The following is a 15,105-nucleotide window of genomic DNA, read 5'->3' on the forward strand; positions in this document are numbered from 1 at the left end:
AAATCCTTTTGCTATTCACAGATAGCATTTAAAGTTAATTTGAAAGGTTGATTGAAAAAATCACGGCGTAGTGTAACGAATTTAAACTCTTTTCGCAACTAAAACACCGTGAATAAATGTTAGTAGTATTTAATCAATTACAGGAAAAATTTCCTTCACTCACGCTTATATAAAAACTTGAAACTCTATTCCACTGTTACTGATTTTGCTAAATTGCGAGGTTGATCGACATCTGTTCCTTTAATAAGAGCTACATGATATGCCAATAGCTGCATTGGGATAGTGTAAAATATAGGTGCAACTATTTCATTTACTGTAAGCATTGTAATAATTTTCATTCCGTCAGTCTCAATGAATCCTGCTTCTTTATCTGCAAATACATATAATTGTCCGCCTCTAGCCCTTACTTCTTCAATATTAGACTTCAATTTTTCTAATAAGTCATTCGTCGGTGCAACAACAATGACGGGCATATCTCCATCAATCAGTGCCAATGGTCCATGTTTTAATTCACCAGCAGCATAAGCTTCTGCATGAATATAAGAAATTTCCTTCAATTTAAGAGCAGCTTCCATTGCTATTGGATAGAACTCTCCTCGCCCCAAAAAGAGAGTATGATGTTTTTCTGCAAAATCTTCAGCCAGTTTTTCGATCTTTTTATCAAAGATCAAAGCTTTTTCAATTTCACTTGGTACAGATTGTAAAGCATTTACAATTTCTTTCTCTTTTTCATCATTAATACGTCCATTTAATTTTCCAATTACTGCCACTAATATCAACATCGTAGCTAACTGTGTAGTAAATGCTTTAGTTGAGGCCACACCAATTTCTACTCCAGCACGAGTCATGAAAGCAAGATCTGATTCACGTACTAGAGAAGAGCCTGCAACATTGCAAATTGTCATTGTTGCCATATACCCTTTTTTCTTTGCTAGACGTAATGCAGCTAATGTATCCGCTGTTTCACCTGATTGAGAAAGCGTTAATAATAAACTATTTGGACGAGTAACGAATTTTCGATAGCGAAATTCCGAAGCAATTTCTACATCGCAACTAATTCCAGCTAAAGATTCAAACCAATAACGAGCAACCATACCAGAATTGTAAGAAGTACCACAAGCAACAATCTGTACGTGCTCTACGTTCTTCAATATATCTTTTGCTCCATTACCAATACTTTCAATAATAACATTGTTATGATTGATTCGACCCTCCATTGTATTAATTAGTGCGGTAGGTTGTTCAAAAATTTCTTTTTGCATGAAATGACGAAATTTCCCTTTTTCGGTAGCATCATTTTCCAAATTAGACTCATGAACTACACGTTCAACTCTTTGTCCCGTAGCATCATAAATTGCTACAGTACGGCGAGTAATTTCAGCGATGTCTCCCTCTTCTAAAAAAATAAAACGTCTAGTTACACTTAATAATGCTAATTGATCAGAAGCCAAAAAGTTTTCACCAATCCCTAAACCAATCACCAAAGGACTACCTGAACGTGCTGCAACTAAATGGCTTGGATCATTTTTGTCCATAACAACCATACCATATGCACCTGTTAGCTGTGAAACTACTTGTTTCACTGCATGTAGTAGATTATTAGTATTCTGCATTTCCCAATGAATCAAATGCACAATAACTTCAGTATCTGTTTGTGAAAGAAAAATATATCCTCGTTCAATTAAAAGTTGTCGTAGTTCTTCATAATTTTCAATGATACCGTTATGTACTACTGCAAAATTGCCTGATAGATGAGGGTGTGCATTGGCTTCAGAGGGTTCGCCGTGAGTTGCCCAACGAGTGTGGGCAATACCTGTCCCTCCTAGGAGTGGAGTTTGTTCAACAGCTTCATCTAATGCTTTTACTTTTCCAAGACGTCGAACATGTTGCAACTCATTTTTTTCATTTACTACAGCTAATCCCGCTGAATCATATCCTCTATACTCCAAACGATGTAATCCGTTGATTAAAATTTCAGCCACGTCACGCTGTGCAACAGCACCAACAATACCACACATAACTTTTTCCTTTTAAAAATAAAATGATAAACCGCACTTACACAATAATTTGCAGGACAATTAATCTCCTTTCGCAAGATTATAGATATTGACATTCAAAGTAAATAAAAAACTTCATAAAATAGAGTATTTTTGAAAAGTAAAGCAATAACGCTAATAATTTTATCATAACAAAAACCCCCTATAATTTAGGGGGTCATTATAATTAATAGGTTTTCTTATTTGACAGAATCTTTTAACGCTTTGCCAGCAACAAACGCAGGTACTTTAGAGGCTGGAATTTGAATTTCTTTTCCTGTTTGTGGGTTACGACCAGTGCGTGCTTTACGTTCATTTACTTTGAATGTTCCAAAGCCGATTAATTGAACAGTGTCGCCTGATTTTAGACTTGCCGTAATAGCCTCTAACGTAGCTTCTAATGCTACTTTTGCTTGTTTTTTAGTTAAGTCAGCAGATTCTGCAATTGCCTCAATTAAATCTGTTTTGTTCATAAATTTGTACCTTCTATTTTATTTAAATTAACGGCATCACAACAACAATATGATTGCCTGAGAACCATAACTACTGTAACCATAGTCTTATAAAGGATAATCTAAATTTTATATAAACTAAAGCACTATATATAAAATTTGCTAACTAAATCACATTATTGTTTAATTTCTACTCCAATATTTGAAATTCTACTGTTCACTAGCTCACTTTTCAAATCTAAAATCAGTTCAATATCACGTTTTTCACACGCTCGTAAAATACGGTAAATTTGCCATTGGAGGTCTAATTCTTGTTGAATTGCTTCTGAGTTTCTCAATTCTTGCTCTGACAATTCGTGATCGGATTCCATTTCTAGCATACTAGCAACAGTATGCAATGAAATCTGACTGATTCTTATCGCTTGTTCTAACGTTGAGCCTGCGATGATACTATGCAATGTTTCAGCAAGCGATTCACATGAATCAATTGCAGGAAAAATGCCGTAAAAATCATAGTCGTTAATATTTGGAATAATATTTTCTAACTTTTCTAATTGGTTTTCAAAATTGATTTTTGCACCTTTAACAGTTAAGAATTCCCATACTAAATTTAAAATAGAATAGTAAATTTTCGCTTTTTCAGGTTGATTTGTCACCTTGCAAAATAAATGAAAATTAGGATACATTCTGGAACAAAGACATGCCATAAAAGTCAAATGTTGCCAGCTTTCAAGATTAGCCAATCTCTTATGAATAGGATTTTGCATAAACTATACCGCACTTTGTTGATGATAAGCTTTAGAATATTGATGAACTGCATCAACAAGAATTTTAGGATTCTGTACTGGAACATCTTGATGAATCCCATGACCTAAATTGAAAATATGTCCACTACCTTGTCCAAAGTCAGATAAAATTTTCTTAACTTCCATTTTTATATACTCTGGTGATGCATATAACACTGAAGGATCTAAATTGCCCTGAAGAGCTACTTTATTACCAATGCGTCTTTTTGCTTCACTTAGATTTACAGTCCAATCCAAACCAACCGCATCACATCCAGTTGCAGCGATAGCTTCCAACCACCCACCGCCACCTTTAGTAAACAAAGTAACTGGCACTTTACGACCTTCATTTTCCCGAACTAAATTAGCAACAATTTTATGCATGTACTGTAAAGAGAAGTCTTTATACTCACGATGTCCTAGCACTCCACCCCAAGTATCAAAAATCATCACAGCTTGACTACCCGCTTTAATTTGAGCATTTAAGTACAATATTACCGACTCAGCTAGCTTATCTAATAATTGATGCAATAAATGCGGTTCAGAATACAGCATTTTCTTTATTTTCGTGAAAGATTTACTGCTCCCACCTTCTACCATATAAGTCGCCAACGTCCAAGGACTACCTGAGAACCCAATTAATGGAACATCTCCTTTGAGTTCTCTTCGAATAACTCGCACAGCGTTCATAACATATTGTAATTCGTCCTCAGGATCAGGTATTGGTAAATTTTGTACCGCTCTTTGACTATCTACTGGATATGCAAATTTAGGTCCTTCTCCAGCTCCAAAACTCAATCCCAATCCCATCGCATCAGGAATAGTTAAAATATCGGAAAATAAAATCGCAGCATCTAATTCATAACGACGTAAAGGTTGAAGTGTCACTTCACAGGCTAATTCTGCATTACGACACAAAGACATAAAGTCACCAGCTAATGCTCTAGTGGCTTTATACTCAGGTAAATATCGTCCTGCTTGTCGCATCATCCAAATTGGTGTCATATCCACTGGCTCACGTAATAACGCTTTCAAATAGCGATCATTTTTTAACACTGTCATTGTTTTTCCTTACTTATTTTTTCTATTTTACAAAGTGCTACAGTTGCTTCAATTAACTGTAATGCAATTGTCCCTTTAGGTGGCAATTCTGGAAAAGGATCATCACAATGTTGCCATTTTCCATCATAAATTTCATCTACTTGAAATTTCAATTCCCCACTATCATAATCAGCTAAAAATCCTACCATTTGAGAATTTGGAAAAGACCATGGTTGACTACCAAAATAGCGAATATTTTTTATTTTGATCCCCGTTTCTTCTAAAACCTCTCGCTGTACACATTGCTCAAAAGTTTCACCAATTTCTACAAATCCTGCTACTGCGGTATAAATACCACCTTTATGTCTTAAATGGTTAACTAATAACATTTCTTGTCCACGCCTTACTACTACAATAATTGATGGACAAATAACGGGATAAAAACGTTGTCCACAAGATTCATTAACGCATTGTACTGCCCATTCATTTTTTACAAACTGTACTTTTCTTCCACATTTCCCGCAGAATTGATGCGTTTTAAAAAAATGATTAAGCCCAATAGCACGATTCAACAAACAAAACTGCTGTTCTGGTAAATGAAGTAGGCTACGCAATGACACATAATTAAAGTTTTGCGATATTGATTCTTCTACCCACCATACAGGTTGCCCATTCCACATACCTATTTTTTTACCTAGCAAGCCACAAATGCCCATTTTTAACGCTGTTCCAAAAGGCAGATCACCAGCTTCAATAGCAACACAACTTGCTTGAGTTAAAATCCAAAATCCACTATCTGAAGGCTTCAGTTTTTGCATAAATTTCCTTTATTTTCACCGCTCTTTATCAAGAAATGAACTTCTATAAGTTCAGTATTTTATACATATAAATGCAGTAAGTAAAATTGCGAATTTATTAACCGCACTTTTAGATCTCATTTTTATAGTACATTATTCATACAAAAAACCCGAACTTAACTAAGTTCGGGTTTTAAACTATAGCAAATTTTTACTCAGCTTCATCTGCCATATTCAACATTTCAGCCAATGATGCAGTTGCATCTTCTGCGGTTACGGTAAATTCAGAAGCTATCGCTTCTTCATCGGCAACTGACAATTTCACTTGAGGCTCCGTTACAATACTTGCCAAGCGATTTTTATGTCGATTTTGGTGATAAGCGAAACCTGTACCAGCAGGAATTAATCTTCCCACGATAACATTTTCTTTTAATCCACGTAATTCATCACGTTTACCTGCTACAGCTGCTTCTGTCAACACGCGTGTAGTTTCTTGGAATGATGCAGCAGAAATAAACGATTCTGTTGCTAAACTTGCTTTAGTAATACCAAGCAATTCTCGCTCAAATTCCACTAAAGGCTTACCTTCCATTGCACGTTTTCGATTGACAATTTTCACTCTTGCAACTTCTACTTGCTCACCCTCTAAAAACTCAGAGTCGTATGCTTTTGTAATAATTGCCTTGCGCAACATTTGGCGAACAATAACTTCAATATGTTTATCGTTAATTTTCACCCCTTGTAAGCGGTACACTTCTTGTACTTCATTAACGATATAATCAGTTACAGCATGAACGCCACGTAAACGTAAAATGTCATGTGGTGTTTCTGCACCATCAGAAATTAAATCTCCACGCTGTACCATTTCTCCCTCAAACACATTGAGTTGACGCCATTTTGGAATCATTTCCTCATGTACATCACCTTCTGCTGGGGTAATTAACAAACGGCGTTTACCTTTCGTTTCTTTACCAAAAGACACAATACCCGAAATCTCTGCTAAAATAGCTGGCTCTTTCGGTTTACGTGCTTCGAAAAGATCCGCTACGCGTGGAAGACCCCCAGTAATATCTTTTGTTCCAACAGACTCTTGAGGAATACGAGCTAAAGGCTCCCCAATTGAAACCTCTGCACCATCATCTAAAGTAACAATAGCTTTACCTGGTAAGAAATACTGAGCAATAACATCAGTGTTTGGAATAAATATGTCATTACCTTTTGCATCAACTAATTTCAAAGCAGGACGTAGATCTTTACCAGCTGTCGCACGTTCACCTACATCTTGTACTACGATAGAGGAAAGTCCCGTTAATTCATCAGTCTGACGAGTAACAGTTAAACCATCGATAATATCTACAAATTTAACAAAACCCGATACCTCAGAAACTACAGGCATAGTATGAGGATCCCAATTTGCTACTGTTTCACCAGCATTAACTTCTTGTCCATCTGCTTTATTTAATACCGCACCATAAGGAACTTTATAGTGTTCTTTAGTACGTCCGAAAGCATCAATAATCGTTAATTCTGTATTACGAGAAGTTAGTACTAATTTATTGTCTTTGTTAGTAACGAATTTCACATTAGCCAAACGCAAAGTACCAGTATTTTTTACTTGTATGCTAGATTCTTTAGCTGCTGCAGATGCAGCTCCACCGATATGGAATGTACGCATGGTTAACTGTGTACCAGGTTCACCGATAGATTGTGCAGCAATAACACCTACTGCCTCACCTTGGTTAATCAAGTGTCCACGAGCCAAATCACGACCATAGCATTTTGCACAAACCCCAAAATCAGTATCACAAGTTACAACTGAACGTACTTTGATGGTATCAACTGAATTTTCATCAATTAAATCGCAAAGTTTTTCATCAATCATCGTATTACGAGGAATAAGAACTTCGCCCGTACCTGGTTTCAAGACATCTTCAGCAACTACTCGACCCAATACTCGTTCACGTAACGGCTCTTTCACATCCCCACCTTCAATGAGCGGGGTCATTACTACACCTTCATGTGTACCACAGTCATCCTCAATAATAACAAGGTCTTGTGCTACATCAACCAAACGGCGAGTCAAATAACCTGAATTTGCAGTTTTTAACGCTGTATCAGCTAAACCTTTACGTGCCCCATGAGTTGAAATAAAGTATTGTAAAACGTTCAATCCTTCACGGAAGTTTGCTGTAATTGGTGTCTCAATAATTGAACCATCTGGACGAGCCATCAAACCACGCATTCCTGCTAGCTGACGAATTTGTGCAGCAGAACCACGAGCCCCAGAATCAGCCATCATGAAAATACTGTTAAAAGATTTTTGCTTTTCAGGTTGACCATCACGATTGATAACCTCTTCTGTTTCTAAGTTAGTCATCATAGCTTTCGCGACTTTATCATTAGCAGCAGCCCAAATATCGATTACTTTATTGTATCGCTCCCCAGCTGTAACTAAACCTGAATTAAATTGGTCTTGAATCTCAGCGACTTCTTTTTCCGCTTCAGAAATAATGCTATATTTCTGCTCAGGGATAACCATATCATCAATACCGACAGAGGATCCCGAGCGAGCAGCATACGCAAAACCCGTATACATTATTTTATCAGCAAACATAACACTTGCTTTCAAGCCTAAGCGACGATAGCTTTCATTAATCAATTTAGAAATTGCTTTTTTACCTAAAGCTTGATTAAACAAATTAAATGGCATACCTTTAGGTGCAATCATCCATAATATGGCACGGCCAATAGTAGTATCTACTAACTCAGTTTTTGGCTTCAACTCATTTGAAGCATCTTTAACCCACTCGGTAATCCGCACTTTAACTCGAGAATGTAACTCTACTTGACCTGTGCAATATGCTTTTTCAGCTTCACGTGGGTCTTGCAATAGCATTCCTTCACCTTTACCATTCACTTTCTCACGGGTCATATAGTAAAGACCTAATACCACGTCTTGTGAAGGCACAATGATAGGTTCACCATTTGCTGGTGATAAAATATTGTTAGTTGACATCATCAAAGCTCTAGCTTCTAATTGAGCTTCAAGCGTTAATGGCACATGAACTGCCATTTGGTCACCATCGAAGTCAGCGTTAAACGCCGCACAAACTAATGGATGTAACTGAATTGCTTTACCTTCAATTAGAATTGGTTCAAACGCTTGAATCCCCAAACGATGCAATGTTGGTGCACGGTTCAATAGAATTGGATGCTCACGAATAACCTCTGCTAAAATATCCCATACAATAGCCTCTTCGCGTTCAACCATTTTTTTCGCAGCTTTGATTGTTGTAGCATAACCACGACTTTCTAGTTTTGAATAAATAAATGGACGGAACAATTCCAATGCCATTTTTTTCGGTAAGCCACATTGATGCAAATGCAAGTAAGGTCCTACAGTGATTACAGAACGACCAGAATAGTCTACTCGTTTTCCAAGCAAGTTTTGACGGAAACGACCTTGCTTACCTTTAATCATATCAGCTAACGATTTTAATGGTCGGCGGTTAGAACCTGTAATTGCTCGACCACGACGTCCATTATCTAATAATGCATCGACAGACTCTTGTAGCATCCGCTTTTCATTACGCACGATAATATCTGGTGCAATCAAATCTAATAAACGTTTTAAACGATTATTACGATTAATTACTCTACGATATAGATCATTCAAATCTGAAGTAGCAAAACGTCCTCCATCGAGAGGAACTAATGGACGTAAATCTGGTGGTAACACTGGTAATACAGTCATTACCATCCACTCAGGTTTATTACCTGATTGAATAAACGCTTCTAATAATTTCAGACGCTTAGTAATTTTTTTACGCTTAGTTTCCGAATTAGTTTCTTGTAGCTCTTCACGCAATTTCTCACATTCGTGCTGCAAATCCATATCACGTAACAACGCTTGGATTGCTTCAGCTCCCATTTTCGCATCAAATTCATCAGCCCAACGATCTTCAGCATCAATATATTGTTCTTCAGTTAACAGCTGACCTTTTTCAAGATCTGTCATTCCTGGCTCTATTACAATATAAGATTCAAAATAAAGTACTCGTTCAATATCACGCAAAGGCATATCTAATAACAAACCAATACGAGATGGCAATGATTTTAAAAACCAAATGTGAGCTACTGGTGAGGCTAACTCAATATGCCCCATACGTTCACGACGCACTTTAGCTTGTGTTACTTCAACACCACATTTCTCACAAATAACACCACGGTGTTTGAGACGCTTGTATTTTCCACACAAACACTCATAATCTTTTACTGGTCCAAAAATTCTAGCACAGAAAAGCCCGTCTCGTTCTGGTTTAAACGTACGGTAATTGATAGTTTCTGGCTTTTTAACCTCACCATAAGACCATGAACGAATCATGTCTGGCGATGCTAAACCAATTTTAATCACATCAAAATCTTCACTTGTTTTTGATTGTGCTTTTAAAAACTTGACTAAGTCTTTCACAGATCTGCTCCTATCGGAGTTAAACTTATTCAAGTGCGGTTAAAATTTTTAAAATTCCACCGCACTTGGGCGTACTTTAGAATTTAAAATATCATTCTTCGTCTAAATCAATATTAATACCCAACGAACGAATCTCTTTCATAATAACATTGAAAGATTCTGGAGTACCTGGATCCATATGATGAGTTCCACTAACGATATTTTTATACATTTTCGTCCGACCATTTACATCATCAGATTTCACTGTCAACATCTCTTGTAGTGTATAAGCTGCACCATATGCTTCTAACGCCCAGACCTCCATTTCCCCAAAGCGTTGACCACCAAATTGGGCCTTACCACCTAGTGGTTGCTGAGTGACTAAACTATAAGATCCAGTTGAACGGGCATGCATTTTATCGTCAACTAAGTGGTTCAATTTGAGCATATACATATAACCAACAGTTACTGGACGTTCAAACTTCTCACCAGTACGACCATCATACAAAGTTATCTGACCAGAGGTTGGCAACCCGCCTAATTCTAACAGTGCTTTAATTTCTTTTTCATGAGCACCATCAAATACTGGAGTTGCTAGTGGCATACCTTTACGTAAATTTTCAGCTAAACGCATGACTTCTTCATCAGTAAAAGTACTGAGGTCAACTTGCTGAGAACTATCACCAAGATCGTAAGCTTTTTGGATATAACCACGTAATTTCTCAATATCCTGCTTTTGTTTGATCATAGCATTAATTTGGTCGCCAATACCTTTTGCTGCCAAACCTAAGTGAGTTTCAAGGATCTGACCAATATTCATACGAGAAGGTACCCCTAATGGATTTAACACAATATCCACAGGCTGACCATTTTCATCATATGGCATATCTTCCACAGGATTAATTTTCGAAATTACCCCTTTGTTTCCATGACGACCAGCCATTTTGTCACCTGGTTGAATTTGGCGTTTTACTGCAAGATAAACTTTTACGACTTTCAACACGCCTGGAGCAAGATCATCACCTTGAATAATTTTACTGCGTTGAACTTCTAATTTATGTTCAAAATCTTTACGCAATTCTTCATACTGTTCTGCAAGTTGCTCAAGCTGATTTTGCTTCAATTCATCATCAAGAGATTGCTCTAGCCATTGAGTGCGGTTCAATTTATCTAAAGTTTTCGCATCGATACCACTTGAAATTAATAACGAATGCACTCGAGCAAATAAACCAGCTTCTAAGATTTCTAGCTCTTCCACAAGATCTTTTTTCGCTTGTTTAAGTTGCATTTCTTCAATTTCTAGAGCTCGTTTATCTTTTTCAACACCATCACGAGTAAAGACCTGTACATCAATAACTGTACCTGATACGCTATTTGGAACTCGTAACGAGGAATCTTTTACATCAGATGCTTTTTCACCAAAAATTGCTCTTAACAATTTTTCTTCTGGCGTAAGCTGAGTTTCACCTTTCGGTGTAACTTTACCAACTAAAATATCCCCACCTTTTACTTCAGCACCAATATATACAATACCTGACTCATCAAGCTTGCTCAATGCGGCTTCACCTACATTTGGAATGTCTGCAGTAATTTCTTCGGAACCTAATTTAGTATCACGAGCTATACAAGAAAGCTCTTGAATATGAATAGTAGTAAAACGGTCTTCTTGCACTACTCGTTCAGAAACTAACATAGAATCTTCAAAGTTATAACCATTCCATGGCATAAATGCCACTCTCATATTCTGTCCTAATGCGAGTTCACCAAGATCAGTAGATGGACCATCTGCTAAAATTTCTCCACGTTCAATAGGTTCACCTAATTTAACGCAAGGAATTTGATTAACACAAGTATTTTGATTTGAACGAGTGTATTTTACTAAGTTATAAATATCAATTCCCGCTTCTCCAGCAAAAGTTTCATCTTCATTTACTTTTACTACGATACGAGAAGCATCTACGTATTGAATTGTACCGCCTCGTTTTGCTACTACCGCAACACCAGAATCAAGTGCAACTGGCTTTTCCATACCAGTACCAACTAACGGCTTATCTGCACGTAAAGTTGGAACCGCTTGACGTTGCATGTTAGCTCCCATCAATGCACGGTTCGCATCATCGTGTTCTAAGAATGGAATGAGTGCAGCCGCAACAGAAACAACTTGCTGAGTTGAAACATCCATGTAGTGAATATCTTCTGGGCGGTATAGGCCTGATTCACCATGCTCACCACGACAAGTAACAAAGGCATCAGTAAAACGAAGATCCTCATCAAGATTAGAGTTAGCCTGTGCAATCACATATTTACCTTCTTCGATTGCAGATAAATATTCAATTTCTTCTGTTACTTGACCGTTTACTACTTTACGATATGGTGTTTCTAAAAATCCATAATCATTAGTTCGAGCATATACAGAAAGAGAGTTGATCAATCCGATATTTGGACCTTCAGGTGTTTCTATAGGGCAAACGCGACCATAATGAGTTGCGTGTACGTCACGTACCTCAAAACCAGCACGCTCACGAGTCAACCCGCCAGGACCTAATGCTGAAATACGACGTTTATGTGTCACTTCTGATAATGGATTGTTTTGATCCATAAATTGTGAAAGCTGAGAAGAACCAAAAAATTCTTTCACTGCTGCAGAAATAGGTTTTGCGTTAATCAAATCTTGTGGAGTAACAGAATCAAGATCTCCTAAAGATAACCGCTCTTTTACTGCTCTTTCAACACGAACAAGCCCAATTCGGAATTGATTTTCTGCCATTTCACCTACAGATCTAATACGACGATTACCTAAATGATCAATATCATCCACTTCGCCACGACCATTACGAATGTCAATTAATTTCTTCATTACATTGACAATATCGTCTTTACTTAAAGTGCCGCTATCAGTAACATCCTCAATACCTAAAGAGCGATTAAATTTCATACGCCCAACTGCGGATAAATCATAACGTTCGGTAGAAAAGAATAAATTATCAAATAAGCCTTCTGCTGCTTCTTTTGTAGGTGGCTCACCTGGTCTCATCATACGATAAATTTCAACTAACGCACTTAATCGATCACTAGATGGATCTACGCGTAAAGTCTCTGAAATATAAGGACCAAAATCTAAGTCATTAGTAAATAAAGTTTCAATAACTTGATAACCTGCTTGTGACAGCTTAGCCAATAGCTCTAAAGTAATCTCAGTATTAGCAGCACAAACTAATTCACCCGTATCTAGATCAACATAATCTTTCGCTATAACTTTACCAACAATATATTCTGTCGGCACTTCTACTTGAGTAATTTGATCTTTTTCTAATACTCGAATATGACGAGCCGTAATACGACGACCTCGCTCCACATAAACTTTACCATTAGCTTCTATGTCAAAAGATGCAGTCTCCCCTCGCAATCTTTCTGGAACTAATGTCATTAACAATTTGTTATCTTGAATCTCAAAAGTAATCTTGTCGAAGAAAAGTCCTAAAATTTCTTCTGTAGAATAGTTTAAAGCTCGCAAAATAATAGTCGCTGGTAATTTACGACGGCGGTCAATACGAGCATATAGATTATCTTTTGGATCAAATTCAAAATCTAACCATGATCCACGATAAGGAATAATACGTGCATTATAAAGCACTTTACCTGATGAGTGAGTTTTCCCTTTATCGCTGTCAAAGAACACACCTGGGCTTCTATGTAACTGTGACACAATAACACGCTCGGTACCATTAATTACAAAAGTACCATTATTGGTCATCAATGGAATTTCACCCATGTAAACTTCTTGTTCTTTTATATCTTTGATTGTGCCAGGTGCTGCGTCTTTATCATAACTTACAAGACGTAATTTGACGCGTAACGAAGCTGCGTAGGTAGTACCACGAATTTGACATTCTCTTACATCAAAGACTGGCTCACCTAATTGATAGCTAACATACTGTAGTTCTGTATTACCATTATTGCTGACTATTGGAAATACTGAGCGAAATGCAGCCTCTAGGCCTTGTTGTCCTTCAGGATCTCTTTGAATAAACTTATCGAACGAATCAAGTTGGATAGTCAATAAATAAGGTACATTTAAAACTTGCGGACGTTTGCCGAAGTTTTTACGAATTCGTTTTTTCTCGGTATATGAGTAAACCATGGGTTTCCTCTACTTAATTTTCAGTGGTCCAACCGCACAATACTTATCACATTGCGGCAATTAATCCGTTTAATAATGACCGCACTCTGAACCTTACTTCTGTAGTGGGGTGACATTCAAATAATATACCTTATTTGAATCAATAGAAATAGATAAACGGTAGATTTATTTCTATATCGGGATAACACAAAATGGCCGATGGAAATCCACCAGCCATTAAGCCTGAAAAAACAGGGCAAAGTCAACCAAAAATTATTTGATTTCTACTTGTGCACCAGCTTCTTCTAATTCTTTCTTAAGTGCTTCAGCTTCCGCTTTAGCAATGCCTTCTTTCAATACTGCAGGCGCAGACTCAACAAGGTCTTTAGCTTCTTTTAAGCCTAAACCTGTTGCTCCACGTACAGCTTTGATTACAGCTACTTTATTTGCACCAACTGCTGCAAGTACAACATCAAATTCAGTTTTTTCTTCTGCTGCTTCAGCAGGACCAGCTGCCACAGCTACTGCAGCTGCAGCTGCTGAAACACCAAATTTCTCTTCCATCGCAGTAATTAATTCTACGATTTCAGTTACAGTTTTAGAAGCAATAGCTTCAATAATTTGTTCGTTAGTTAATGACATAACAATCAATTCCTAAAGTAAATAAATTAAACCAATTAAGAAAAGCTTTAATTAAGCTGCTTCTTGTAATTTGTCGCGTAACGCTGCCAAAGTGCGAGCAAGTTTTCCTACTGCAGCTTCTTTCATTGTACCCATTAAACGTGCAATCGCTTCATCGTAAGTTGGTAATGTTGCTAAGAATTCAACATCTTGAATCTTACCTTCAAAGGCTGCACCTTTAATTTCAAACTTATCATTTGCTTTTGCAAAATCTTTAAACAAACGTGCTGCTGCACCTGGATGTTCGTTAGAAAATGCGATAAGTGTTGGACCGATGAACGTATCTTTTAAGCATTCATAATCTGTACCTTCCACTGCACGACGCAATAAAGTATTACGTACAACACGCATTGAAACGCCAGCTTCACGAGCTGCTTTACGTAGCTCAGTCATTTTATCAACAGTAACACCACGAGAATCTGCAATCACTGCTGACAGGGCACCTTTGGCTGCTTCATTTACTTCAGCAACAATTGCTTGTTTGTCTTGAAGATTTAATGCCATTGGCTTTTAGCTCCTGATACACTCCGCCGAAGCGGAACTGACTAAATATATCAAAAAACACTATAATTTTATCATAGGGTTTATTGATGTTAAGGTGTCCAGAAGCAGAAAATTCTGTCTGTTCACCATCTACGTAGGTCAAAAAATTAAGAAATTGCTAACACAATTTCACCTACGGTCTTCGATGGGGCTTGATTGGCAAGCACCATCAGTAATATTCCACAATTAAGTGAAATTTA

The 15,105-nt window shown here is 37.2% G+C and carries 9 protein-coding genes; all 9 read right to left on the bottom strand.

Annotation, left to right across the window (positions count from 1 at the left end; translation table 11 throughout):
• Positions 1 to 185: 185 nt before the first annotated feature.
• The 9 genes from glmS to rplJ all read right to left on the bottom strand — a co-directional run bounded on the left by glmS (position 186) and on the right by rplJ (position 14,866).
• Complete coding sequence (gene glmS, locus ACFQ02_RS06860; RefSeq protein WP_380820921.1) at positions 186 to 2,018, bottom strand: glutamine--fructose-6-phosphate transaminase (isomerizing); 1,833 nt, start codon at positions 2,016 to 2,018, stop codon at positions 186 to 188.
• A gap of 218 nt (positions 2,019 to 2,236) precedes the next feature.
• Entirely contained in the window at positions 2,237 to 2,509 is a 273-nt protein-coding gene (locus ACFQ02_RS06865) for an HU family DNA-binding protein (protein WP_380820923.1), read from the bottom strand.
• 155 nt (positions 2,510 to 2,664) lie between these two features.
• On the bottom strand, positions 2,665 to 3,255 hold the full coding sequence (locus ACFQ02_RS06870) for a YjaG family protein (protein ID WP_380820925.1): 591 nt from the start codon (positions 3,253 to 3,255) through the stop codon (positions 2,665 to 2,667).
• Between the two features lie 3 nt (positions 3,256 to 3,258).
• A complete protein-coding gene (gene hemE / locus ACFQ02_RS06875; RefSeq protein WP_380820927.1) occupies positions 3,259 to 4,335 on the bottom strand; it encodes a uroporphyrinogen decarboxylase in 1,077 nt (358 codons plus the stop codon).
• Positions 4,332 to 5,132, bottom strand: coding sequence for an NAD(+) diphosphatase (gene nudC, locus ACFQ02_RS06880; protein ID WP_380820929.1), 801 nt, complete (start codon positions 5,130 to 5,132; stop codon positions 4,332 to 4,334). Before nudC ends, hemE begins: the two co-directional genes overlap by 4 nt.
• Before the next feature lie 190 nt (positions 5,133 to 5,322).
• A complete protein-coding gene (gene rpoC / locus ACFQ02_RS06885) occupies positions 5,323 to 9,582 on the bottom strand; it encodes a DNA-directed RNA polymerase subunit beta' (RefSeq protein WP_380820931.1) in 4,260 nt (1,419 codons plus the stop codon).
• A gap of 91 nt (positions 9,583 to 9,673) precedes the next feature.
• On the bottom strand, positions 9,674 to 13,702 hold the full coding sequence (gene rpoB, locus ACFQ02_RS06890; protein ID WP_380820933.1) for a DNA-directed RNA polymerase subunit beta: 4,029 nt from the start codon (positions 13,700 to 13,702) through the stop codon (positions 9,674 to 9,676).
• A gap of 252 nt (positions 13,703 to 13,954) precedes the next feature.
• On the bottom strand, positions 13,955 to 14,323 hold the full coding sequence (gene rplL, locus ACFQ02_RS06895) for a 50S ribosomal protein L7/L12 (RefSeq protein ID WP_380820935.1): 369 nt from the start codon (positions 14,321 to 14,323) through the stop codon (positions 13,955 to 13,957).
• A 51-nt stretch (positions 14,324 to 14,374) separates the two neighbouring features.
• Positions 14,375 to 14,866 carry a 50S ribosomal protein L10 gene (gene rplJ, locus ACFQ02_RS06900; protein ID WP_380820938.1) on the bottom strand — a complete coding sequence of 164 codons (492 nt, stop codon included), beginning with the start codon at positions 14,864 to 14,866 and terminating at the stop codon, positions 14,375 to 14,377.
• Between the last annotated feature and the right edge of the window lie 239 nt (positions 14,867 to 15,105).

It is taken from the genome of Seminibacterium arietis (assembly GCF_042675725.1).
GTDB lineage: Bacteria > Pseudomonadota > Gammaproteobacteria > Enterobacterales > Pasteurellaceae > Seminibacterium > Seminibacterium arietis.